Annotated in this window: 19 protein-coding genes and 1 pseudogene; 11 read left to right on the top strand and 9 right to left on the bottom strand. The window is 67.4% G+C overall.

Features of this window, described 5'->3' with window-relative positions; all coding sequences use genetic code 11:
- The first annotated feature begins 2 nt into the window (after positions 1-2).
- The 6 genes from ACZ7M2_RS15325 to ACZ7M2_RS15300 all read left to right on the top strand — a co-directional run bounded on the left by ACZ7M2_RS15325 (position 3) and on the right by ACZ7M2_RS15300 (position 6,909).
- Positions 3-1,457, top strand: coding sequence for an amidase (locus ACZ7M2_RS15325; RefSeq protein ID WP_471595647.1), 1,455 nt, complete (start codon positions 3-5; stop codon positions 1,455-1,457).
- A gap of 86 nt (positions 1,458-1,543) precedes the next feature.
- A complete protein-coding gene (locus tag ACZ7M2_RS15320; protein WP_471596023.1) occupies positions 1,544-2,494 on the top strand; it encodes an ABC transporter permease in 951 nt (316 codons plus the stop codon).
- Positions 2,495-2,496: 2 nt separating this feature from the next.
- On the top strand, positions 2,497-3,354 hold the full coding sequence (locus ACZ7M2_RS15315; RefSeq protein ID WP_471596022.1) for an ABC transporter permease: 858 nt from the start codon (positions 2,497-2,499) through the stop codon (positions 3,352-3,354).
- Positions 3,351-4,352: an ABC transporter ATP-binding protein gene (locus ACZ7M2_RS15310; protein ID WP_471595646.1), complete on the top strand. Its 1,002-nt coding sequence runs from the start codon at positions 3,351-3,353 to the stop codon at positions 4,350-4,352. The genes ACZ7M2_RS15315 and ACZ7M2_RS15310 overlap by 4 nt, the downstream gene beginning before the upstream one ends.
- The gene (locus tag ACZ7M2_RS15305) at positions 4,345-5,163 is read left to right on the top strand and encodes an ABC transporter ATP-binding protein (protein WP_471595645.1); all 819 of its coding nucleotides are present in this window, start codon (positions 4,345-4,347) and stop codon (positions 5,161-5,163) included. The genes ACZ7M2_RS15310 and ACZ7M2_RS15305 overlap by 8 nt, the downstream gene beginning before the upstream one ends.
- Before the next feature lie 114 nt (positions 5,164-5,277).
- A complete protein-coding gene (locus ACZ7M2_RS15300; protein WP_471595644.1) occupies positions 5,278-6,909 on the top strand; it encodes an amidohydrolase in 1,632 nt (543 codons plus the stop codon).
- Positions 6,910-7,180: 271 nt separating this feature from the next.
- Here ACZ7M2_RS15300 and ACZ7M2_RS15295 read toward each other — a convergent pair whose 3' ends face one another.
- The 6 genes and pseudogenes from ACZ7M2_RS15295 to ACZ7M2_RS15270 all read right to left on the bottom strand — a co-directional run bounded on the left by ACZ7M2_RS15295 (position 7,181) and on the right by ACZ7M2_RS15270 (position 14,175).
- A complete protein-coding gene (locus ACZ7M2_RS15295; RefSeq protein WP_471595643.1) occupies positions 7,181-7,864 on the bottom strand; it encodes a Rossmann-fold NAD(P)-binding domain-containing protein in 684 nt (227 codons plus the stop codon).
- Between the two features lie 170 nt (positions 7,865-8,034).
- Complete coding sequence (locus ACZ7M2_RS15290; protein WP_471595642.1) at positions 8,035-8,877, bottom strand: hypothetical protein; 843 nt, start codon at positions 8,875-8,877, stop codon at positions 8,035-8,037.
- Positions 8,878-9,103: 226 nt separating this feature from the next.
- Positions 9,104-10,036, bottom strand: coding sequence for an alcohol dehydrogenase catalytic domain-containing protein (locus tag ACZ7M2_RS15285; RefSeq protein ID WP_471595641.1), 933 nt, complete (start codon positions 10,034-10,036; stop codon positions 9,104-9,106).
- A 560-nt stretch (positions 10,037-10,596) separates the two neighbouring features.
- Positions 10,597-11,292 carry a fibronectin type III-like domain-contianing protein gene (locus tag ACZ7M2_RS15280; protein WP_471596021.1) on the bottom strand — a complete coding sequence of 232 codons (696 nt, stop codon included), beginning with the start codon at positions 11,290-11,292 and terminating at the stop codon, positions 10,597-10,599.
- Positions 11,281-12,618: pseudogene (locus ACZ7M2_RS15275) on the bottom strand (glycoside hydrolase family 3 C-terminal domain-containing protein); the annotation flags it as partial. The gene ACZ7M2_RS15280 and the pseudogene ACZ7M2_RS15275, both read right to left, overlap by 12 nt.
- Before the next feature lie 780 nt (positions 12,619-13,398).
- The gene (locus tag ACZ7M2_RS15270) at positions 13,399-14,175 is read right to left on the bottom strand and encodes an alpha/beta hydrolase (protein WP_471595640.1); all 777 of its coding nucleotides are present in this window, start codon (positions 14,173-14,175) and stop codon (positions 13,399-13,401) included.
- Positions 14,176-14,320: 145 nt separating this feature from the next.
- On the opposite strand from ACZ7M2_RS15270, the gene ACZ7M2_RS15265 reads away from it, so the two are divergent.
- The 5 genes from ACZ7M2_RS15265 to ACZ7M2_RS15245 all read left to right on the top strand — a co-directional run bounded on the left by ACZ7M2_RS15265 (position 14,321) and on the right by ACZ7M2_RS15245 (position 21,037).
- The gene (locus ACZ7M2_RS15265) at positions 14,321-15,328 is read left to right on the top strand and encodes a LacI family DNA-binding transcriptional regulator (RefSeq protein ID WP_471595639.1); all 1,008 of its coding nucleotides are present in this window, start codon (positions 14,321-14,323) and stop codon (positions 15,326-15,328) included.
- 596 nt (positions 15,329-15,924) lie between these two features.
- Positions 15,925-17,481 carry an ABC transporter substrate-binding protein gene (locus tag ACZ7M2_RS15260; protein WP_471595638.1) on the top strand — a complete coding sequence of 519 codons (1,557 nt, stop codon included), beginning with the start codon at positions 15,925-15,927 and terminating at the stop codon, positions 17,479-17,481.
- A 9-nt stretch (positions 17,482-17,490) separates the two neighbouring features.
- Positions 17,491-18,432 (top strand): ABC transporter permease, encoded by a 942-nt coding sequence (locus tag ACZ7M2_RS15255; RefSeq protein ID WP_471595637.1) that lies wholly within the window; start codon positions 17,491-17,493, stop codon positions 18,430-18,432.
- Positions 18,429-20,189, top strand: a complete 1,761-nt coding sequence (locus ACZ7M2_RS15250) for a dipeptide/oligopeptide/nickel ABC transporter permease/ATP-binding protein (RefSeq protein ID WP_471595636.1) — start codon at positions 18,429-18,431, stop codon at positions 20,187-20,189. The genes ACZ7M2_RS15255 and ACZ7M2_RS15250 overlap by 4 nt, the downstream gene beginning before the upstream one ends.
- On the top strand, positions 20,186-21,037 hold the full coding sequence (locus ACZ7M2_RS15245; RefSeq protein ID WP_471595635.1) for an ABC transporter ATP-binding protein: 852 nt from the start codon (positions 20,186-20,188) through the stop codon (positions 21,035-21,037). The genes ACZ7M2_RS15250 and ACZ7M2_RS15245 overlap by 4 nt, the downstream gene beginning before the upstream one ends.
- Before the next feature lie 32 nt (positions 21,038-21,069).
- Here ACZ7M2_RS15245 and ACZ7M2_RS15240 read toward each other — a convergent pair whose 3' ends face one another.
- From ACZ7M2_RS15240 to ACZ7M2_RS15230, 3 genes are all read right to left on the bottom strand, one after another.
- On the bottom strand, positions 21,070-22,068 hold the full coding sequence (locus ACZ7M2_RS15240) for a LacI family DNA-binding transcriptional regulator (protein ID WP_471595634.1): 999 nt from the start codon (positions 22,066-22,068) through the stop codon (positions 21,070-21,072).
- Positions 22,069-22,614: 546 nt separating this feature from the next.
- A complete protein-coding gene (locus ACZ7M2_RS15235; RefSeq protein ID WP_471595633.1) occupies positions 22,615-23,301 on the bottom strand; it encodes a response regulator in 687 nt (228 codons plus the stop codon).
- The gene (locus ACZ7M2_RS15230) at positions 23,298-24,536 is read right to left on the bottom strand and encodes a sensor histidine kinase (protein ID WP_471595632.1); all 1,239 of its coding nucleotides are present in this window, start codon (positions 24,534-24,536) and stop codon (positions 23,298-23,300) included. Before ACZ7M2_RS15230 ends, ACZ7M2_RS15235 begins: the two co-directional genes overlap by 4 nt.
- Positions 24,537-24,580 lie beyond the last annotated feature (44 nt).

Raw genomic sequence — 24,580 nt, 5'->3', positions numbered from 1 at the left:
CCATGCCTGACACCCCCGACACCCCTGAGCTCGCCTACCTGTCGGCTGTGGAGGCGCTGCGCCTGTTCCGCAGGCGCGACCTGTCTCCCGTGGAACTGATGACTGCGGTGATCGAGCAGGCCGAGAAGGTCGAGCCGATCGTCAACGCGCTCGTCCATACCAGGTACGAGGCCGCGCTGGAGCAGGCCCGTCTCGCCGAGGCCCGTTACCTCGGCAAGGGCGACCGTGAGCCCGGCCCGCTGGAGGGTATCGCCCTGGCCGTCAAGGAGGAAGAGGAGATCTCCGGATGGCCTTGCACCCAGGGGTCTCTCGCCTTCCGTGACGAGATCGCGCGGCGCACCACGATCTTCGCCCAGCGCCTCCTCGACTCCGGTGCCATCGTGCACGCCCGCACCACCACTCCCGAGTTCTGCTTCGCCGGCTTCACCCACTCAAAACTGTGGGGCGTCACCCGTAATCCGTGGAATCCCGACTACGCGGTCGGCGGCTCCAGCGGTGGGTCGGCCGCCGCCCTGGCCTCGGGAACGACGACGCTGGCGACCGGCTCGGACGCCGCCGGGTCGATCCGTATCCCCTCGTCGTTCAACGGGACCGTCGGGTTCAAGCCGCCGTTCGGCCGTGTGCCGGTGCAACCGCCGGGCAACCACTACACCAACAATCACAACGGCCCCATGGCCCGCACTGTTGCCGACGCGGCGCTGCTTCAGAACGTGATGGCAGGACCGCACCCGGACGACATCGTCGCGATCCGACCCAAGCTTGAGCTGCCCGACGTGTTCGCACCGGTCGAGGGCATGTACATCGCGATGTCGCTCGACCTCGGCAACTGGCCGGTCGACCCCGGCGTGCGCCGTAACACCCGCTTGACCGCCGAACTCCTGCGATCTATGGGCGCCACCGTTGATGAGGTCGAACTCGACCTTCCCTACGAGCGCGTCCAGCGCGCCGCCTCGCTGGCCTCCATCGAGGCGCTGGAGGAGTTCGCCGACTTCATCGCCAAGCACCCAGACGAGATCAACCCGTACATCCCATTCGGCCTGGACCGGGTACGCCGCTATGCGCGCGGTGGCGGGCGAACCGAGCAGTATGAGCTTGAGGCGGAGCTGTACGTGCCGGTGGGCGCTCTGTTTCGCCGCTACGACGCGCTGATCTGCCCCACGGTCGGCACGCGTGGGTTCCTCGCGGCCGACGACTACACCACCACCCGCATCAGCGTGGACGGCCGCGATCTGCTCGAGCCGGATGCCGCGCTCATGACCTTGCCGTTCAACGTCCTGAGCCGGCTGCCGGTCCTCGCCGTCCCTTCCGGTATCGCTCGCAACGGCGTGCCCACCGGCATTCAGATCGCCGGTCCGGCCTATGACGATGAAGTCGTCTTCCGGATCGGTGCCGCCCTGGAATCCGCACGCCCGCGGTGGGGCACCGGCTCCCGACGCCCGAAGGGGATCACCCCGTGAGCACCCTCACCCCCTCGTCCACAATGACGAGCCCAAATCCCGCCTCAGGCAGCGTCCGCCGACGCAGACCACCGGATGGCACCGCACTGCTGCGATTCCTCGCACGCCGCTTGCTGATGCTTGTCGTCACGCTTGTGGTGTCCAGTTTCGCGATCTTCGGCGCGCTCGACCTCGCGCCCGGCAGCCCGCTCACCGCACTGTCCGGCGGCAAGACGCTGCCGCCCGAGGCCGTCGCACGCCTCACCGCGCAGTACCACCTCGATGAGCCGTTCCTCGAACGGTATGTCTCCTGGCTGCAGGGCGTCGTAGCCCATCAGGACCTGGGGACGTCCATCACTTTCCACCAGGACGTCTCCATGATGATCGCGGACCGATTTCCGGTCACCTTCTGGCTTGTGCTCTACTCCGCTCTGATCATCGTCATCGTCGGGGTCGGCCTCGGCGTACTGGCCGGGCTGAAGCCCGGTGCCGTGGATTCCATCGTCGTCACCGTCACCACCTTCCTGGCCGCGGTGCCCTCGTTCATCGCCGCCACCGTGCTCATCCTGCTGTTCTCCGTACAGACGGCCTGGCTCCCGGCTGCCGGCACCGGTCACGGGTTCGGGGGGAGCGTGCAGCACCTGACTCTGCCCGCCTTCGCGCTCGCTCTGTCGGCCCTGGCCATCGTCAGTCGGGTCACCCGTGTCTCGGTACGCGACGAGGCGATGCGCGAACATGTTCAGACCGCAATCAGCAGAGGCATTCCACGTGCGACGATGATCCGTCGGCACGTGCTGCGCAACGCGATGATCCCTGTCAGCACCGTCGTTGGCGTCACCATCGCCTCGCTGGTTGCCCTGTGCGCCGTCGTCGAGCAGGCGTTCAGCCTGAACGGGCTCGGCTCGGCCCTCGTACGGGCCGCCCTGTCCAAGGACTATCCCCTCGTCCAGGGCATCGCCCTCGTCTTCGTCGCCGTCTTTGTCGTCGCCAACGCGGTCGTGGACCTGCTGTACGTGGCGCTCGACCCGCGCGTCCAGATGGGAAGCCGCCGCTCATGACCATGACCTCAGTGCTCGCAAGCAGAACCGTCGGCCGTCGCCGGCGCACCCGCACCGGCGGCCGGACCGTGACGGTGTTGTGTACGGCGATCGTGCTCCTGGCAGTCCTCATGGCCGTGTTCGGAAGCCTCCTCGCTCCGCACGACCCGAACGTCCCGCATCTGAGCAACGTGTTCGTCGGACCGGATGCGAGTCACCTGCTTGGTTACGACGGACAAGGGCGCGACCTGTTCAGCCGGATCCTCGCAGGGGCCCGCACCTCGATGCTCGCCCCGTTGATCATCGTCCTGGTGGCCATGGCTCTGGGGACACTGCTGGCCCTGACGGCGGTACTGTTCGGTGGCTGGGTCGACTCGGTGATCTCCACGGTGCTGGACATCCTTTTCTCGTTCCCCGCCATCCTGCTGGCCATCATGGCCGGGGCGATCTTCGGTGCCGGCATGACCGCCCCCATGATCGCTCTGGCTGTGGCCAACACCCCCTACATCGCGCGGATCGTGCGCGGTGCAGCACTGCGGGAGAAGTCCCGCGACTACATCCGGGCCAGCGAGGTTCAGGGCCTGTCCCGCTTCCAGATCGCCGCTCGGCACATCGTGCCCAACATCGCTCCCATGATGGTCGCCCAGGCAACGCTGCTGTTCGGCTACTCCATGGCCGACTTCGCCGCGGTGTCCTTCCTGGGCCTGGGCATCCAGGCACCCGACTCCGACTGGGGACTCATGGTCGCAAGTGGTCAGGGCGGCGTCATCCAGGGGTATCCCGCCGAATCCCTGGCCGCGGGGACCTGCGTGGTCGTCGTCGTCATCGCGATGAACATATTGGGCGAGCGCATGGTCAAGAGATACGGGGACGAAGCATGACCTCACCTCTGCTGGACATCGAGAACCTGACCGTCAACGTCAAGGTGGACGGCGAGCAGCGCATGGTGCTGCGCGGTGTGGACCTGTCCATCGCCGAGGGAGAGGCGCTCGGCCTGGTCGGCGAGTCCGGGTCCGGCAAGTCGATGACGACCCGTGCCATCGCCCGGCTCCTGCCGCCAGGCGCCAGCGCAGAAGGCCGCGTCACCTTCACCGGAAGCACCGACGCGCTCACCTGCCAAGGTCCCGATCTGCGTGCCTACCGAGTAAGCGTCGCCATGATCTTCCAGGACCCCCGGGCCCACATCAACCCGGTGCGCACCATCGGCGACTTCATGACCGAAGGGCTGCGCACCACCCGCCGTGCCACCAAGAGCGACGCCGTCACCAAGGCGGTGCGAGCGCTCGCCGACGTCGGCATCAGCGACGGCGAGCGCCGCCTGTGCCAGTACCCGCACGAACTCTCCGGCGGCCTGCTCCAGCGCGTCATGATCGCCACGATGCTCCTCACCGACCCCAAGCTTCTCCTGGCCGACGAGCCCACCACCGCACTGGATGTCACCAGTCAGTCGGAAGTCATCGGGATTCTCGACGAACTGCGCCGCGAACGCGGGATGGGGCTGCTGTTCATCACCCACGACCTCGACCTCGCCGGCGCCGTATGCGACCGCACCGCCGTCATGTACGCCGGTCAAATCGTCGAGACCCGCGCCAGCAAACTGCTGCACGACGACCCGCTCCACCCCTATACCGCCGCCCTGGCCGCCGCCCGCCCCGACGTGACGGCCACCGCGCGCCGCCTGCCCGCCATCCCGGGCCGGCCGATCAGTGCCTTCGAAGCGCCGGACGGCTGCGCGCTTGTCTCACGCTGTGCGCACGCCACCGAGGCGTGCAGCAGTGAACGCCCGCAACTGCGGCGCCTGGATTCGGGTTCGGTGCGATGCGGGCGGGCCGAGGAACTGCGGGGCCGACTCGTCAAGGAGGGCAACGCTCATGGCTGAACTCACGGAAGCGGACGGCTACGTGCTTGAAGTCTCCGGTCTGCGCAAACAGTTCGGCAACGTCATCGCCGTTGAGAACGTCGACTTCCGCGTGCCGCACGGAGGCGCTCTGGCGATCGTCGGCGAGTCCGGATCCGGCAAGACCACGATCGCCAACATGATCATCGGTCTGGAGACTCCGACGGCCGGCACGATCACCGTCTACGGCCACGACCGCAGCACTCCGGCCCGCGGCACCCACGAACGTCGACGGCGCGGTGCAGAGGTCCAGATCGTCTTCCAGGATCCGTACGCCTCCCTCGACCCCCGACACAGCGCGCAGCGAGCCATCGAGGAGGTGCTGCGCCTGCACCGGCCCCAGGCCGACAAGGAGCGGCGCCGCGCCCGCATCGCCGAACTCGCCGAACTGGTCGGCCTGGACGAACGCCAGATGCATGCCAGCCCCAAGGACCTGTCCGGCGGCCAGCGTCAGCGCATCGCCCTGGCCCGCGCCCTGGCAGCCGAGCCCAAGGTGCTCATTCTCGACGAGTCCGTTGCCGCCTTGGACGTGTCTATCCAGGCCCAGATCCTCAACCTGCTCGCCGACATTCGCGAACAGACAGGTGTCACTTACCTGTTCATCTCCCACGACCTGGGCGTGGTGCGGCAGATCACCGACGACGTCATCGTCATGTACCGGGGCCAGATCTGTGAGCGGGGACGCACTGCCGACGTCCTCTCCAAGCCTCAGCACCTCTACACCCGCACCCTCCTGGCGAGCGTCCCCCGACCGGGCTGGAAGCCCGAACGCCGCCTGCGCGCTGCCGGATAGTCCCCGGCCTGCCGCGCCCCGCATGGACATGAAGGAAGAGAGCCCCACACCGTCGTGACAACCGCATCCACCCATGTCGGCCGCGGACCAATCACTATCCTGCGCGGCGGCCACGTGCTCACCCAGGACCCCACCCGCCCCCGCGCCACCACGCTCGTACTCCAAGGCGGCCGGATCGCCGCTGTCGGCGACGATCACGACCCGATGGTCATCGACTCCATACGCGCCGCCGAGGACGTCGTGGAACTGGACGGGCAGACTGTCCTGCCCGGTTTCATCGACGCTCACATCCACCCTGTACGCGCCGGCCTGGAACGGCTCCAGTGCGACCTGACCGAGGTCACCTCGCGCGGCGAAACCTTCCAGGAGATCACCACATACGCGCGTCGGCACCCGGACCGCCCGTGGATCACGGGCGCCGGATGGGCCATGGAGCACTTCCCCGACGGTGGTCCCACTGCCCAGGACCTCGACGCAGTCGTAGCCGACCGGCCCGTATTCCTCATCGACCGCGACCACCACTCGGCCTGGGTCAACACCCGGGCCCTGGAGCTCGCTGGCATCACGGCCACGACGTCCGACCCACAGGGCGGACGGATCGAGCGCACCGCGGCTGGTTCACCGACCGGACTCCTCCACGAGTCCGGCGCCACTCAGCTCGTCGAACGCCTCATGCCGTCGCCCACCCAGGATGAGTTCGACCAGGGCCTTCGCGAGGCCCAGCGATACCTCCACGCGCACGGCATCGTCGGCTGGCAGGACGCCCGCGTCCACATCCAGCCGGACCTGCCCGGCTCCCATCAGGCTTACCTGCGCGCCCAAGGCGAAGGCTGGCTCACCGCCCGCGTGTCCGGTGCGCTGTGGTGGGACCGCGAATGCCCTGCCGATCGACTCTCGACGGAGGTCGAGCGACTGCGCGCATTGCGCGACCAGGCCCGGGCGGCCGGCGACCGCTACACCCTGGACACGGTCAAGATTCTCCAGGACGGCGTCGTGGAGACCCAGACGGCCGCCCTCCTGGAGCCGTACCTCGACTCCTGCGGGTGCCCGGGAACCAACACGGGCATCAGTTTCCTCACTCCAAGCCTGCTGCGCGAGGTCACCAGCGCTCTTGATGCCGCCCAATTCGACCTGCACTACCACGCGTTGGGCGACCGGGCCGTCCGCGACGTACTCGATGCCCTTGAACATGCCCGCAAGACCAACGGCCGCGAGGACGCCCGCTATCAACTCGCGCACCTCCAGGTCGTCGACCACGCCGACATCGCTCGCTTCGCCACCGTCGGTGCTATCGCCAACCTCCAGGCTCTCTGGGCTTGCCATGCCCCCGCGACCGACGCGCTCACCACGCCGCACCTTGGCCGCGAACGCGCCGCATCCCAATATCCGTTCGGCGCCTTGCACCGCGCGGGAGCACGCCTGGCGATGGGCAGCGACTGGCCCGTGAGCAGCCCCAACCCTCTTGAGGCCCTGCACGTTGCCGTCAACCGCACCTCCGTCGACGCTCCTCACGAGAGCCCGCTCGGCGGCGACCAAGGGCTCCCGCTCCACACCGCTCTGCACGCCTACACCGCTGGCTCCGCCCAAGCTCTGCGCCTCCCCGACAACGGAGTTTTTCGACCTGGTGCCCATGCCGACCTCGCCGTTCTCGACACAGACCTTGAGGCGCTTGCGTCGACGGCCATCGGCCAGGCCACGGTCGTGCGCACGTACGTCGACGGCGTGCTCGTCCACGACGCGTCGTGACGAGTCGATGAAATCCGTGATCCCGGGGCGCGGCACTTCGAGTTGCTAGAAGGAGTGCTGCTTCGGCTGCTGGAGACCGAGTTGAAGAGCTGGCTCGCCGAACTGGAGGGGTTGCTCGCGCTGGCCGGGCGGGAACGTGCCCGCCGATGTCTCGCTCGTCAGCGCAGGCCCCCGCGTTTCGCAGCTACTCGGCCCTGGCCCCAGATGGTCCGAGGCCTGCTGCCGGAGCTTCCGCGTCTGTGATCGTGGGGCTGCACCAGACTTTCTTGGATCAGGTGCGCCCGTGCGCAGACGCAACGGTGACGATGTCGCGGTTTTCCAGAACATGGCGCGTGTAGCCGTGTCGAGTGAGGCTTAGCGCTACCTGCCCCATCTGCTCGGTGCTGGTCATGAGGACAGGCGTGAGCCGGAGCAGGCGCACGACCAGGGCGATCGCGGGGAGGAGCGGAGTGAAGAGGCGGTACATCGGTGTCTTGGACTGTTTGCCGTGGAGGGGACGTACGAAGCCGGGGCGTAGGGCGTAGCCGTTGGGGAAGGCGGCGATGATCGCGTTTTCGGTGCGGCCTTTGACGCGCGCCCAGCGACTGCGGCCCTGTTCGGTGCTGTCGGTACCGCCGCCTGAGACGTAGACGAAGGTGAGGCCGGGGTTGATGGCGCCGAGGGTGCGAGCCGCAGCCATGGTGTAGTCGTAGGTGATGCGTTCGTAGTCCTGCGGGCTCATTCCGACCGAGGAGACGCCCAGACCCCAGAAGCAGGCGTCGGCGCCGGCCAGCTCATCGCTGATCGAGGTGAAGTCGAGGAAGTCTGCGTGTACGAGCTGACGCAGCTTCGGATGTGTCACGTCGAGTGGCGCCCGGCTGACGGTGACGACTTCGGTGACGTCGTCAGCCTTCAGGCTTTCCTGGAGGAAGCCGTCGCCGACGACACCGCTGCCACCGAAAATCACTACCTTCACGTTGTTTTGCTCCTTGGCTGTCGTTGACGGTGGCGGGTGATGCTTGACCAGGCCCTGGACCGGGGGGTGCCTCGTCGGGTTGACCTTGATGGTGGGGCCGCCCTGGCAGGCCGCCGTGCGGGCCTCCGCGGGTGCGAGCGAACCCAGACGCTCCGAGACCGCAAGGCGGGTCAGGTTCGGGCATGGGTACGCAGGTCTCCGTAGGTCACCGTGAGGCCGATGACAAGCAGGGCCCAGGTCGGGGCTCCAACAGCGGTATGGACGGCGTCGATAAGCGCGCCACCGAGCCCATGACTGCTCGCGCCGAATCCCGGCTCGCCGAGCAGGACAAGGCTGATTGCACCGAAGGTCAGGCTCAATGCGCCTTCGAATGCAACCGTGACGGCCGCGAGGATGCCCCAGCGGGCAAGCGCACGAACAGGCCGGGCATGAGTCAGGCAGACGGAACGTAGAAGAGGGTGTCGGCTGCGCTCGAACAGGACGCTGAAACTGAACATGGAGAGCGCAAACAAGAGGTAGATGCCAGGCACGATGAAGCCGGAGAGCCCGGCGAGCAGTAGCAGCGCTGCGCCAAAAGTCCACGGCCCCAGGGACCTCAGACTACTGAGTCCGTAGCGATAGGCGTCTCTGATGCCGACGGGTCGCCCGATCGCGGCCTGTGTGGCGAGTGCCCACACGCCGCCCGCCCAGCCGACGGCGGAGACCACGACGGTCAGGACGAGAAGCAGTGCTGGAAGAGCGACGTTCAGCGTGAGTGCGGCGGCGCTGTCAGTCGTGATGATGTCGGAAAGCGATGAAACGGTGCGGTGACCAGCGGCCTCGGCGAGGCCCGTGGCGAGCTCCACCACCGCCAGGGGGGTCGAGACCGAGACTCCCGTGACGAGCAGGGCGGGCTTCCAACTACGGCGGACCACTTCGAGAACGGTGGCACACCAGGAACGCAGGTCTGGGGTCGGCGGAGCGAGCTGTTCGGCGTGACCGAACGGATCTGTCACGCCGATCGCGGCGGTCACGATCCACTCACGGCTGTGAAAATCCCGTACCTGCTGGGGTAGGCCGGGCTGGCCTGCCTTTGTGGCCTCAGCCTGGGGGTTGGAAACCCAGCTTGCGCCACATGCGGGGCGAGATGGGGGCGACCACTCTTAATGATTACAGCCTCGCAGTTGAAGTCTGGCATTCTTCCCTCACAGCCCAGGGTGGTGCGTCGCCACGGTCGACGGCCTGTACCTTTGTGACCCACTACAGGATTGCGACGAGTCGACCGGCGATCTCGCCCTTGGCGAGGCGCTGGATTCCATCGCCGATCTCGTCAAACTGGATACGCTGTATCTGAGGGGCGATCCTGTCCGCTGCGAGCAGATCGAGGAAGTCGGCGAGGTCGTCCCGCGTTCCGGTACTCGAGCCGCGGTATTCCAGCTGCTTGGTGAGCACGTCGAACATGTTGATGGTCGCCTCGGGCCTGCCGATTCCCACCTGCACGACGCGACCGCCAGGGCGGATCGCCCGAAAAGCGTCCCTCGTGGTGTCCACGCCTGCGAAATCGATGATGAGGTCGAGTTGCTTCTCAGTGAAGTCAACGATGCTGCGAGAACAAGCGATGACGCCCTGATCCTGGGCGAGAGGGTACAGCGATTCGCGGATCTCGCTGGCGAACACCTCGGCGTTGGCGAGCACTGCGAGCCGAGCACCGATCATGCCGAGCCCACCGAGGCCGATGATGCCTACCCTCATCGCCGCGCGGACCTCGCCCTGGAAATGCAGTGCGTGATAAGCAGTCAGGCCGGCATCAGTCGCCACAGCAGCAGCCGCATCTTCGACCCCATCCGGAACGGCGACGAGATGATTTGTACACGCTGTGACCTGTGAGGCGTAGCCGCCATCACGGCCGGTCCCAGGACCCACTGAGGACGCCATCACCGCCACCCGGTCACCGAGATCCCAGCCGGTAACGCCCGCACCGAGCTCCGCTACGGTCCCGCAAATCTCGTGTCCCAACGTTATCGGCGTCACGGAAGGCTGTAGGTGACCCTCGATGACGCCCACATCCGTATGGCACAGCCCCACCGCGCGAACGTCGATGAGCACCTCGCCCTCCGCGGGCCGTGGCGCTGGCGCCTCCTCCAATACGAGCCCCTGGCCGACCGACGCGAACCGCCATGCGTGCATGCTCATCCCTTCCGTGTTCCTGCCCCGAGCTTACAGACCGCAGGTCTCTTTATGAAAGACCGGTGGTCCGATACTTGGCGCCTGGGAACCTGCCGACGCCGCGGGAGAAGCAGCGATGAGGTGTACTCGTTCCACGGTGGGGCTGAAAATCGGGTCGAGGTGCTGTTCGTTGCGGCTCCTCTGCGCCGCCTGGTAAGCGCATCAGGATCTCCGACACATCGTGCCGACCACGTGCTGTGTCCTCCGGTCATACGCACCCGGAACCGCCAGGGCGTTGGTCCCCGCATCCACAAGGCGATGAGCCGCCCGGCCGTGGCAAGGTTCGGCAGTCATGCTCACCTAGGTCGCCGAGGGCTTCATCGGCCGTGTGATCGGCATGTTGCCCTCAGCCGAAACCCGTCCAGCTGGGGAGGTCCTGGCCTGGTAGAAACGCTGAGCGGACCGGTTCGGCGCGGCCGGTGCCGACTGGGACGGGCGCTCAGGCAATGAGGGCGGCCCACTGTGTGCCAGGGAACAGTGGGCCGCGGTCGGAGGGGCGATGGGTGAGAGCCGCATCGCGCGGTGGATCAGACTTCGGCCGGCTCGGAGGACGCTTCGCTCATCTCCATCAGCTCCCTCAGGAGTTCTTCTGGCAACTGTCGGGGGAGGAGCCCGAGGAACTTGTGCATGGCCATCGAGGACAGCAGGCGCAGTGCGTCAGCGTTTGCTTCTACGGTGGCGGTTGCCTGCTCCTTGCTCAGCCCCGACGTCATCGCGGCGGTCAGGGCCGGTCCGACAGCCTGATGGCCGAACCAGTCGCTTATGGGGGAGTCGAGGGTGAGGACCTTCACGACCTCGTCCCCGGGCAGGTTGAGCGTGGTGGAGACGACGACATCGTGCGCATTGTCGGCCAGCTGCACCTGGTACGGTCCGGGCGCCACTGTCCAGTCGTGGAGGGTGATGTCCCAGTAGGCGAAGGCACGCCGGTCGAGGGTGATCTCGACGGAGGTACTCTGGCCCGGTGCGAGCGCCACTTTGGCGAAGCCGCGCAGCTCTCGGGTTGGACTGCTGACCGGGCGCCGGGGTGCGGTCACGTAGATCTGCACGACGTACTTGCCGAATCTGTCGCCGGTGTTGGTGACCGTGACGCCGGCTGTGGCGGTGTCCGGGCCGTCGGTGGTGACGCGGAAGTCGGTCTGGTCGAATGTGGTGTAGCTCAGGCCGTGGCCGAACGGGTAGCGGACGGCCACGTCGGCGGATTCGTAGTATCGGTAGCCGACCATGACTCCTTCGCCGTAGCGGACGTGCCCCTGCTCGCCGGGGAAGGTGAGGAAGGACGGGGTGTCCTCCAGCCGTAGCGGGATCGTCTCGGCGAGTCTGCCGGACGGGTTGACTCGGCCGGTGAGGACGTCGGCGATGGCGCCACCGCCGGCCTGGCCGGTCAGTCAAGCCTCGACCACCGCGTCCACGTCTTCCCAGCCCTCGAACGTCACCACCCCGCCGTTAAGCAGTACCACGACGGTGCGGCGGGCGGCGCGTCCCACAGTGCGGATCAGGTCTATCTGCTCCGATGGCAGAAGCAGGTGCTCCCTGTCGTAGCCTTCGGACTCGTCGGCTTCGCGCAGCCCGACGAAAAGCACGGCCGTGTCGGCCTGCGTGGCCAGCGCAGCTGCTTCCTCGCGCAGTTGTGCCGCGTCGGAGCCGTCAGTGGTGTCGTAGCCTTGGGCGAAGTCGACCTGGGCGTCGGGCAGGAGGGCCTGCAGTTCGTCCTTGGGGCTGTCGATCTGGGTGGCGTTGACATGGGAGCTGCCGCCGCCCTGGTAGCGCAGGGAAGCCGCGAACTCTCCGATGACGGCGACCCTGCCGACCGGAGCCAGCGGCAGCGTCCGGTTCTCGTTCTTCAACAGCACCAGACAGTCGGCTGCGGCCTCACGGGCCAGCCGGTGATGCGCCCCGCGGTCCACCGTGTATGGCGGCTCCGCCACGCTACGGACCCGCCGGGCCAGATCGCGCAGACGTCCCACGGCGGTGTCGATCACGGCTTCGTCCAGCTCACCGGCTCGCACGGCGGCGGCAACCTCCGCATCGGTGCCGCGGCTGTTGCCGGGCATCTCCAGGTCGGTCCCGGCCAGCAGCGCGGCGACGCGATCGCCCACGGCCCCCCAGTCGGAGACGACCAGCCCCTCGAAGCCCCACTCCTCACGCAGCACCTGGGTGAGAAGCCAGCGGCTCTCGGAGGCGAACGTGCCGTTGATCTTGTTGTAGGAGCACATGACGGTCGCCGGGCGTGCCTGGCCCACGATCCGCTCGAATGCAGGGAAGTAGATCTCACGCAGCGTGCGCTCGTCCGTGTCGACGCTGACCCGCATCCGGTCGGTCTCCTGGTTGTTGGCCGCGAATTGCTTCACGGAAGCGCCCACGCCCTGGCTCTGCACACCCGTCACATGTGCTGCGCCCAGTACGCCGGTGAGGAGCGGGTCTTCGGAGAAGTACTCGAAGTTGCGGCCACACAGCGGTGAGCGCTTGATGTTGACGCCAGGGCCGAGGAGCACGTCCACGCCCAGCGACCGGGCTTCCCGGCCGAGCGCCTCGCCCACCCGGCCGACCAGTGCAGGGTCCCAGCTGGAGGCCAGCGCGTCCGCGGGCGGGAAGCAGGTCGCCGGCTGACTGCCGTACAGCCCTGGGGTCGGTGTCCTGGCCCTGACGGCGCACGCCGTGCGGTCCGTCGCTCAGCACGAGCGAGGGGACCCCTGTCTGTTCGACGGACTTGGTGGACCAGAAGTCCTGACCGGACAACAGAGCGGTCTTCTCGTCGAGACTCAGCTCGTTGGCGCTGCGCTCGTGGCTGATCGCCATGGTAGGTGTCCTACCTTTCAGATGTGGGTTCCTTCTCAAGGGGCTGAGAGCCGTAATGGATGCGCTGCCACACAGAGCGGTGATCGAGGCGCGGGCCGAGGTGAACTCGTCTCCGGTTTGGGGGCGATCTCCAGGGTGCCGTAACCAGATGCGGGCGGCCATGGACCGGCGACGGACTGATCGGGCCAGGTGGCTTCGGCACCGTGGACGTAGTCAGTGAGCGACAGCGTGCCCCACCTGCTCGGCCTGGGCCTTGCCGCGGGGACGTATGACGTTGTCGCTGGCTCGGGCGCGTTGGCTCCGTCCGGTCCCTCTGAGGCCGGTGCGGATTTCGTTGCTCGGTATCGCGTCGATGATGGACCTGTCGGCGGAGACCTCGGTCTCTTCTGCGTGCGGCAGAGTGTCTGGCTTCTCGCTCGTCGGCGGCCACGATGGGCAGGGACGTACATACGGGGTGGCCACGAGACCGGAGTCGGCCGCGGTGCGCGGTCCGACGGTTATCGCTGTGATGCCCGCCCCGGTGCCCGGCGTCTTCATCGCTGGAAGTGCCTTCGGAGGAAGCGGAGGGTGGACTGGTGGAGCGTGGTGCGGTGGGGGACCGTGCCCCAGGAGTGGTCCGCGCCCTCGACGATCTCAAGGTGCGCGTTGCCGTCGTAGTGGTCGAGATAACGGCGTGCATATTCAAGGGGAGCGATGCTGTCGTTGTCACCGTGCAGGATGTGGACCGGGCCGGTGTACATCCCGGACCGCCCATAGACGTCGAGCCTGGCGATGTCCTCGATGTGAGCAGGGCTCATCCGGTGTCCGTCGGCGTCGAAGTAGCCCTTTTCCTCGATCTCTTCCGCGTGGCTGCGGCCCTTGACGTAGCCACGGGCGACTTCGAAGGGAGCCGCGGCCGCCGGAGACCAGAGGCACAGCGCGCCGATGCCCGGTTCCTCGGCGGCGGCGATGCCGGCGACCACACCCCCCATGCTCATGCCCACCAGCCCGATCTGTTCGACGTCGACGAAGTCGAGGGTCCGGACCGCGCGGAGCACTGCCCGGGTTTCGGTTATCTCGCCGGTGATCGTCACGTCGAAGTAGTCGCCGTCGCTCTCGCCGTGTCCAGAGAGGTCGAACCGGACCGAGGCGATGCCGTTCTGCTCCAGCAGTCTGGACATGGCGACGAAATCGGGCAGCTCCAGCCGGTTGGAGGTGAAGCCGTGGACGAACACGGCGGTCGGCCAGCGCGTTCCGGCCGGTCCCTCGGGGATGTGCACCGTGGACCGCAGAGCCAGGCTGTTGTGGGAAAACTCGTGATGGCGGATCACGCGGCTGCCTTTCGGGTTGTCTCGGGTGCGGGACCCGTAGCCGTACGTTACTTACTCGCGCCACTTAAACGTGTAGGTATTCTGGATGGGCAAGCTAGCCGCAGCCGCGGGCTTTGGCAAGTGGTCTGTCAGAAGGTGGGATCGCATGACCAGGACATCCGGCCGGAGCCGCGTGACCGGCGCGGATGTCGCGTGGGAGGCCGGGGTCTCCCGCGCGACGGTGAGTTACGTGCTCAACGAGAGCTCTCATCAGAAGATCCCCGAAGCCACGAGGCAGCGGGTGTGGGATGCGGTCGCCCGGCTCGGCTACGCTCCGTCGGCCGCGGCGCGCTCGCTGCGGACCGGGCGCTCGGACATCATCCTGGGCCTGCTGCCGGACTGGCCGATCGGGTATGTCCTCGGGCGGCTTGTGCAACAACTGACCAACGCCTTCGCCGAGTACGACCTCACCTTTGTTGTGCACTCTTCGGCGTGCCTCGCTCGGCCACTGCGGGAGATCTGGAGGGCTCTGACACCGGCGGCAGTCCTGGCGCTGGACGAGTTCCCCGAGGCCGAGGCCGGCGCCATGCGGACGGCCGGAATCGAGGTCGTCATGGCAGTACACGGCTCGGTCGGGGCTCCCCATCGGACGCCTCTCGTGTCGGAGGAGCCCATAGGAGCGGCGCAGGCTCGCTACCTGGTCACTGCGCACCGCCGACTCGGCTATGCCCATCCGGACCTGGCGCGGCTCGGGGGCCTGGCCCAGCCGCGTCTGGACGGTGTGCGGAAAGTCTGCGCCGAACTCGGTCTCCGGGAGCCGGATGTTCGCACCATCCCCTTCGGCCCGGACGGCGCGGTGGAAGCGGTGAAGGCGTGGCTGGCTGCCGACCCGCCGGTGACGGGCGTCTGTGCGTTCAACGACGAGATCGCCATGGCCGTCCTGGCGGCCCTGAGGTCCCTGGGGCGGCGGGCCCCGCAGGACCTCGCGGTGATCGGCGTCGACGACGCTCCCGGCGCGGCCCTTGCGCAACCGCCGCTCACCACGATTGTCCGTGACACCGATGCCATCGCGCGAGGCCTGGCCCGCCGCATCGTCGACCTCCTCGATCGGAAGCAGGTGCCCGCCGATCCCATCGGGGACCAGCTGCGAGTTCACGTGAGGGCGTCCGCCTGACCGGCCCGGTGTCATGACGGCGGACAGTCGACGACTGGGCCGGTCGGGGGAGGTCCGCCCTCGCGCAACAGAGTCCGAGCGAACAAGTGCCGATCCGGCATCCGTGTCAAGGGTGCAGCGCCGCGGAAGGCGCCCGCGGCTCCACGCATTCCCTCGCACTGATCGCCGCGGAACCTGTGGTCATGGCCGGTCCGGCTGACGTGTGATCGGCGGAGACCTGCTGTGCGCAGTCGGCACGCGGCGCAGTCTCTCTCGGCGAGCCCCGCAGGCTTTCTGACCTGTGCGCATCCCCCGCTCACCCGCAGAGTGACCGGTGTCACCTTGCCGACACCTCTTGCCTAACAGAGGTAGTACGGTTAATTTACGCCCACGCCTTAAACGTGTAAGCAACGTACCGTCGCCACACGCGGACGGAACGGTCAGCTGAGCGGACACGCACCGCCCACACCCCGACGAGCCGCCAACTCGGCCTCGCGACCCCTTCGGGGAACTTCGCGCATCCCGAGCCATCCCCCAGGCCGTCCACCCCGACGGTCCCCACGTGCGTCACGTCAGCCTCCCGACTTTCCCGCTCTCACCTTCCGACGGAGATCTCGATGAAGAGACACATCCTCCTCCCCACCTCGCTCGGCGTCATTGCCGCGCTCTCGCTCGCCGCCTGCGGCGGGGCGAACAACAACAGCGGTGGCAGCGCCGGTCAGACCTCGGTGACCATCGGCATGTCGTCACTGCCCAACAGCCTGGACCCTGCCCAGATCGCCACCGGGCCGTTCCTGAGCTACGTCGACCCCGCCTACGCATCGCTGCTCACCCGGGCCGCCGAGGGCGCGCTCGCGGCCGGACTGGCCGACGAGTGGGGCTACGTGGGTGGTGCTCACACCACCTTCCAGCTGCGTCTGCGCAGCGGCGTGAAGTTCGCCGACGGTACGCCTATCACCGCCGCAGACGTCGTCGGATCGCTCAGGTACTTCCAGAAGGGCAGTGGGCCCACCGCCCCCTACTTCCGGCCCCTGGTCTTCTCCGCGAAGGACAGCTCGACCGTAGTGGTCAAGAGCCCGACGCCCAATCCGGACATCGGGGCGCTGTTCACGCCCGGGTTCCTGGGGGGCGACGTCATCAGCCCGGCGGGGCTGAAGAGCCCGAAGAAGCTGGCCGCCGCCACGTTCGGTGCAGGGCCGTATGTCTACAGCGCTGCGCAGTCGATCTCCGGTGATCACTACGTCTACGTTCCGAACAAGAACTTCTACGACAAGTCCGCCATCCACTTCCAGAAGATCACCGTTCGGGTCATGCCGAATGTCAACTCGCAGGTGCAGGCCCTGAAGTCCGGGCAGATCGACTTCATGTTCGGCACTCCGGACGTGGCCCCGTCCATCGCCGGCGACAACTCACTCACCACCATCAAGAAGCCCACGACCTGGGCGGGACTGTTCCTCCTGGACCGCGACGGCACCGTCGTCAAGGGGCTGGCAGATGCACGTGTCCGACAGGCTCTGAACTACGCGATCGATCGTGGCACGATCACGAAGGCGGTCTACGGCGACTATGGGGCACCGGCTTCCCAGCCGGCGTTGCCCGGCTACGACGGCTACAGCCCCGCGGCCGGCCAGATGTACCCCTACGACCCGGCCAAGGCCAAGGCGTTGCTGGCGAAGGCGGGATACGCGAACGGACTGACGATCCCGGTGAATTACGGGTCGTTCGATCCCACGACCACCAAGCTCGTGCAGGCCGTGCAGGGACAGCTCGCCAAGGTGGGCGTCACGCTGCGGCTGACGGCCGCCAGCAACCTCGGCGGGTGGATCAACGACCTGCTGACGAAGAAGTTCGCGGCAACCGTGCTCTCCCCCGGCCAGGGTGGCGATGCGAACTTCTATGCCCAGCAGGCGGGCTTCTCCAAGGCGGGCATCATGAACGTCTTCGGTGTGGCGGCCCCCGACGTCGATGCCGCGTTCACCAAGCTCGCCACGTCCGACGCGCAGTCCAGCGGCGCGGCGGCGAAGGACCTCACCGATGTCATCGTGCGCAAGGCGCTCGCCCTGCCGGTGTCCGGCACCGACACGATCATCATGTACAACGACAAGCTCCGCGGTGTGCAGTTCATCCAGGGCAGTGCCCTGTCGACCTCTGTCACCACGTGGACCTCAAGGTGACGAGGACCCATGCTCCCCATCCTTTTCCGCAGGCTGGCGCTGTCCGTCCCGCTGTTGCTGGTCGTCTCAGCAATCGTTTTCCTCCTGGAGTCGTTCGTGCCGGGCAACCCGGCACGAACCCTGCTCGGCCTCAATGCGACGCCTGAGCAGTACCAGGCGCTGAGAGCCGCACTCCACCTGAACCAGCCGGTCGCCGAGCAGTACTGGCTGTACCTGCGCGGCGTCCTGCACGGTGACCTCGGCACCTCACTGTTCACCGACGAACCCGTGCTGGGGGTGATCGGGCAACGTCTTCCAGTGACCCTTTCTCTGGTGATCGGGGCAACCGGGCTCGCGGGTCTGATCGGTGTCCTGCTCGGTGTGTACAGCGCGACGCGTGGCAGGGGCAGCCGTCAGCTGGTCGACGTCGTATCCCTGCTGGGCGGTGCACTGCCGAACTTCTGGATCGCTCTGCTCCTCGTCGCGCTGCTGGCCGTCAAGTTCGCGATCTTCCCCGCCACCGGGTACACCCCGTTCGCCGATTCACCAGGGCAGTGGGCAACCGGCCTCGTCCTGCCCGTCCTCGCTCTGTCGATCGGTGGCATCGCCATGATCGCAAAGGTCACTCGCGACGCGATGCTGACCACCCTGGGCCTCGACTACATCAGAACCCTGAGAGCGTCCGGCATCCGGCCTTCGTCCATCGTCTGGAAGCACGCCCTGCGCGGGTGCGGGCTGCCGGTGGTGACCACGATCGGCCTGACGATGATCGCCTTCATTCCTGGCACGATCCTCATCGAGAACGTCTTCACCCTGCCTGGCCTGGGGACCACGGTGGTGGACGCGACCAATCAGCACGACCTGCCTGTCGTCCAGGGGGTCGCCCTCACGTTCACCGTCATGGTGATCGTGGTGAACCTACTCGTGGATGTCCTCTACGGTCTCCTGAACCCGAAGGTGCGTACGGAATGACCAGTGTTGAGCCGATTCTGAGGGAACGGCCACGGCCGAGGACCAGCCCCTTCCTCGGGATCTGGCGCCGCCCCGTCACCGCTGCGGCTCTCGTCGTTGTCGCCGCGGTCACCGTCGCCGTGACATTCGCCCCGTTCCTGGCCCCGCACCCGCCGCTGATGCAGGACCTGCTGAGTGTGCAGGCCGGTCCGTCGGCGAACCATCCGCTGGGCACCGACGCTCTCGGCCGCGACGTGCTGAGCCGGCTGCTCTACGGCGGTCGGCCCACGCTCATCGGGGTGGGGCTGGCTGTGCTCGTCTTCGCGGTCTGCGGCATGTTCCTCGGCATCCTCGCCGGCTACCTGCGTGGCTGGACCGACCGGGTCATCGTCGCCGTACTGGACGTCATGCTGTCGGTCCCCGCGATCATCGTCACGCTCGCCGTCCTTGCGATCTTCCACCAGAGCAACGTCGCTGCCATGCTCACCATCGGCTTCTTCGCCTCGGCGAACCTCGCCCGGATCATCCGCAGTTCCTGCATCGCACTGCGCGAAGAACTCTTCGTGGACGCCGCCAAGGTGTCCGGGATCGGTCCGGCGCGCATCATGGCACGGCACATCCTGCCGGGGTTGACAGGGCAACTACTGGTCCAGGTCTGCCTCTTCGCGGGAATCTCCCTCGCTATCCAGACCGGCCTCGGGTTTCTCGGACTTGCCACCCCCGCGCCCGCCCCGAGCTGGGGCGGCATGGTCGGGGACGCCGCGCAGATCATGCAGCAGAGCCCATACCTCCTGCTCGTCTCGGGCAGCGTGATCGGCCTCATGACCATCTCCTTCGGGCTGCTCGGCGACGGGCTGCGCGATCTCGAAGAGGACCGGCGCAGGGCCGCCGGTGGACGGATGCGGCGTCCGGTTCCCGTGGCCGCCTCGCAGGATGCCGCCGACGGGCCGGAACCGCCGATGGTGGAGGCCGTGCTCGCCGTGCGGAACTACTCGATCGCCTTCGCGTCCGCGCAAGGATCACGTGACGTCGTCGACTCCGTCAGCTTTTCCGTGGGCGTCGGCGAGATCTTCGGTCTGGTGGGGGAGTCCGGCAGCGGAAAGACGGTGACAGGCCTGTCGCTCCTTGGGCTCCTTCCCCCCACCGGGATGGTGACGAGCGGCTCGGCCTGGCTCGACGGCACCCGGATCAGTGGCTTGCCGGAACGAGAGTTGCGCCGCATCCGCGGCCGCGAGATCGCCCTCGTGTCACAGGAACCCATGATGGCTCTCGACCCGTATTTCACCATCGGCTCGCAGCTGTCCGAGGTCGTCCGGCGTACCGGTGCCGTATCAGGCGGGAAGGAAGCCGTCAGGCAACGGGTCCGCGAGCTGCTGACCAGCGTCCACCTGCGTGACCCGGACGACGTCGCGCGCCGGCATCCGCATGAGCTGTCCGGCGGCATGCTCCAGCGGATCGTGATCGCGATGGCCCTGGCAGGCTCACCGAAGGTGCTGATCGCCGATGAACCCACCACGGCACTGGACGTGACTGTTCAGGCAGGCATCCTCGACCTCCTCAGGACGCTGCGCGACGAGCGTGGAATGGCGATCATCCTGATCACGCACGACCTCGGAGTCGTCGCCGACACCTGCGACCGCGCGATCGTGATGGAGCAGGGCCGGATCGTGGAAGAAGGCCCGGTCGAGGACATGTTCTACCGGCCCCGGCACGCCTACACGAGGAAGCTCATCGACAGCACCCCCAGCATCGCACGGACCGAGGGCAGGCTCGCGTGACCGGAACACCCGTACTCCAGCTTGACGGACTTGCGGTCCGCTATCCGTCCCGGAGCTTGCGCAAGCCCCCGACGACGGTCATCGACAATGTGTCGTTCGAGGTCGGCCACGCTGAGACGGTCGCGCTCGTAGGCGAGTCCGGCTCGGGCAAGACCACCATCGGCAAGGCGGTGCTCGGGCTGACCACGGTCAGTGCCGGGCGCGTGCTGCTCGACGGGCGCGACATCACACAACTCACCGGCCGTGCCCGCCGAGCACTGTCCAGCGACATCCAGGCGATTTTCCAGAATCCCTACGGGTCGCTGAACCCGGCGGTGCCGGTCGGCCGGACGCTAGCCGAGCCTCTGCTCAGCGCCGGTTCATCGCTTTCCCGCCGGGAGGTCCAGGACCGCATCGCCGATCTGCTGCGCCGCGTCGGCCTGCCCGAGGACGCGGTCGACCGGTATCCTGCCCAGTTCAGCGGCGGTCAGCGTCAGCGCATAGCCATCGCCCGTGCCATCGCCCGGCAGCCGAGGATCGTCATCTGCGACGAGCCGACCAGTGCTCTCGACGTCACCACCCAGGCTGCTGCGTTGAACCTGCTCGCCGAACTCCAGCACACGCTCGGTTGCGCTTACCTGTTCATCACCCACGACCTCGCCGTCGTCAAGGAGTTCGCGGCGCGCACCTTGGTGTTGCAGAGCGGACGCATTGTGGAAGAGGGAAGCAGCACCACGGTGTGCGACCAGCCGCAGCACGAGTACACCAGGCAACTGGTGGCTGCCGCGCCCGTCCCGGACCCGGTCCTGCAACGCAAGCGCCGTCAGCAGCGGACGGACATGGAGTCAGCCGTTCGATCGGGGCTTTGAACGTCGGCTTCCCAGGGGCAGTGGCCCACCGGTCAGGCGGACTCCCTGACGCGGATGAGAAGCTCGTCCCGGATGGGTTCGGCAGGGGCTTCTCCTCCACTGAGAGCGTCGATCACGCGGCGGACCAGGCCCCGTGCGAAGACGTCGGTGTCGCGGGCGACCGTGGTGAGCGGTGGCTGTGCCAAAGACGCGTTGGGAGTGTCGTCGACACCGATCACGGCCATGTCCCGCGGAGCACGCAGTCCGAGAAGGCTGAGACCCGCGAGTACGGCAAGGGCGACATCGTCGTTGAAAGCGCAGACGCCCGTCACAGGCGGTTCGGCGGCCAACCACTTCGTCACCGCTTCGGCGGCGCCGGCCGCATCGAGAGGGACCGTCCGGACGTCCGGTTCCGGCAGGCCCAGCTTGGCGCAGGCTTCACGAACGCCGTCCAGCCGCGGCTGCGCCAGGACGCCGAGTCCCGGCAGGTCGGGGTAGGCGTAGCCCAGTCGGCGATGGGGGCCGGCAAGGTGCCGTGCCTGCAGTGCCCCGATCGGCTGCTCGGACACCAGAGGGGGCCGGCCCGCGCCATCTGACGACCCGTGCATCGCCATGACCACCTCGATGCCTGCCGTCCGCATCGCCTCGGCTTCCACGTCGGAGAACTCCTGGAGGGTCAGAACCGCCGCCGGGGTCATGGCCTTCCAGATCTCTTGGAGGGGGCGTGCGGGGTGCGCCGACGAGTGCACCACGAAGGTCAGCCCCTGTTCGGCGAAGGCGTTGGTCAACTGCTGGATGAGCCGTCCGAGGACATGCTCGATCGGCCAGTCCGGCAGCAGGCCGAGTACGATCTCCGAGCGGCCTGTGCGCAGGGCGCGCGCCGCAGCCGAGGGCGCGTAGCCGAGCCGGGCGGCCGCAGCCCATACCCGTTGCCGGGTAGCCTCGGGGATCTTCTGATGCGAAACGTCGTTGAGGACGTAACTCACGGTCGCGCGGGAGACTCCCGCCTCTCGTGCCACATCCGCGCTGGTCACCCGCTTGCCATCAGACACCCCGGTCACCCGCCACACTCAATCGCACCTCACGCCGAAGCTCACGGCCACGGCCAGTTTACGGGCCAGATCATGAACTGGCACGCGTAAGTGAAACGAGTAGGCCCGCGGAGGTAAGCGACGGCGACACTCGCCCCCCGATACATCCGGACCTCGGTCCGGATACCGGCAAAGCGAAAGGAAAGGCGTGGGCTCTTGATCGTCTCTTCCCTCGCCTCCGCCTGGGGTAATTCGCCGAGCGACAGGGGGACGACGGTATGGTTCGAGTTCGACGCCGAGGCAGAGTAGCCGCGCAGCCGATGGCCGTCCCCGGCAGCCTGCTGTGTGACAGTCCGCCGCCAACCTGAAGGCGATCCCTTGACAGTGATCAACGCCCTGCCCGTCGGTGAGCTTGGCCGATGAACGGGTCGCCGCATTCGGGGAGTGTTCTTCGCACTGAGCGACAAGATGTGTGTCTTGGACGATGCGTCCGACACATGTTGCCGGTGGACTCGAACACGTAACCGTCGCCGCTCACAGCCTGGTTGACATGAGCTCGGGAGCACTTCATCTGCTCCCTCGCGAGCCGCCCTCCGACCGGGCCAGACCGGTCTGGTAGGCGATGACGACGAGTTGGGCTCGGTCGCGGGCCTGAAGCTTCGCCATGGCGCGCTGGATGTGGGTACGCACGGTGTGCGTACTGAGTACGAGCTGGGTGGCGATCTCCTCGTTACTCAGGCCCTGGGCGGCGAGTGCCATCATCTCGCGTTCGCGGGACGTCAGTTCGGCGAGCGCGTCCTGAGGTGGGGCGCTTGCGGGGTCTGTGCTGGCCAGATAACGGCTGATCAACAGACGGGTGGCTTGCGCTGAGAGCAGGGATTCGCCGGCGGCGATGGTGCGGATCGCATCGAGGAGTTGGTCGGTGGTGGCTGTCTTGCCGAGGAAGCCGCTGGCCCCGGCTCGTAGGGCTCGGGCGACGTACTGCTCGGTTTCGAAGGTGGTGAGGATCAGGATGCGGGTGTCCGCGAGATCGGGGTCGCCGCAGATCCTCTCGGTGGCGGTCAGACCGTCGACGCCGGGCATGCGGATGTCCATGACGATCACATCCGGGTGCTGTTCACGGGTGACCTCGATCGCCTGTGCGCCGTCGGCGGCTTCGCCGACCACGTCCATGTCGGGGGCGGCACTGATCAGGATGCTGAAAGTCTGGCGGAGCAGGGCTTGATCGTCGGCGAGCAGGACGCGGATGGTCATCGGTTGGTTTCCTCGTCGAGGCGATGCGGGGGGAGCGGGAGCTCGGCGACGACTTCGAAGCCGCCGGTGGGAAGCGCACCGGTTCGTAGCTGTCCGCCGAGGGACATGGCTCGTTCGCGCATCCCGATCAGACCGTAGCCGGAGTTGGGGGCGGAACGGGCGTGAACATGCGCAGCACCGCCGCCGTTGGTGACGACGACGACGAGACGGTCACGGGCGTAGGCCAATCTGACCGCCGCTTCGGTTGCGGCGGAGTGCTTGGTCACGTTCGTCAGTGCTTCTTGGATGATGCGGAAGACGGCCAGGTCCGTTCCCGGCGGCAGCGGCTGCACGTGCCCGTCGGTGATTACGGAGACTTCGAGGCCGGCGGCGCGGAACGCGGCGGCCAGATCAGGTAGCCGCCGGAGTCCAGGAGCCGGTTCGAGGGGGGAGTCCGGGTCCCCGGCCTGGCGTAGCAGACCAACGGTGGTTCCGAGGTCTTCGAGGGCGGAGATGATGGTGCGGTTCAGCTCTCCGGCCATCGTGCGTGCCTTGTCGGGATCGGTCTCCATGAGGTAAATGACCGTGCCGGCCTGCGCATTCGCCAGCGAGAGGTGGTGGGCGACGACGTCGTGCAGCTCTCGGGCGATGCGCATCCGCTCGCCGGAGACCCGTCGCTCGGCAACTTCCTCACGGGTTCGCTCGGCATACTCGGCACGGGCGTGAGCCGCCTCCATGAGGGCCAGTCGTAGGCGGGCGCCGCGGCCGAGGGCGGCGGCGAGCAGCAGCCACGCGATGGTGCTGAGGAATTCGAACGCCAACGGCGATCCGGGCTGTCTGGCAATCAGGGCGGCGCTCAGCAGTGAAGCCATGGCTGCTGCGTTGAAGACGAACGTCGTGCGCGGTTCGGTACGCAGGGCGACGAAGAGGAGCGCGATGATTGCGGGGGCAAGTAGCAGCGGGCTCAACGTGTAGCCAAGCGCAGTCAGAACCACGGTGCAGGCGAGCGTCACCAGCGCGGTAAGCCGAGGAACGTGCCGGACACCTGCCAGCGTGGCGCATGCCATGGCTGTGACCAGATAACCAGGCCAATGCGGTGACGGCACCGGCGCATGGTCGACGCTGATCACCACCCCCGGGAAGGAGATCAGTACCGGCGCCAGCGCAAGGATGGCATCGACCACCCAGGGGTGAGCACGCCGCAGACGTCGCCATCGCGAAAGCATGTCCGAACTCCCCACCTGTGGGTCAACCATGGTGTGACGATAGTTTGCACCGGCTTGGCCGGGCGGTCACCGCT

Source organism: Streptomyces sp. NPDC111507 (genome assembly GCF_055638955.1).
The sequence above is the reverse complement of the archived record's forward strand: the minus strand, read 5'-3'. Positions and strand labels throughout refer to the sequence as shown.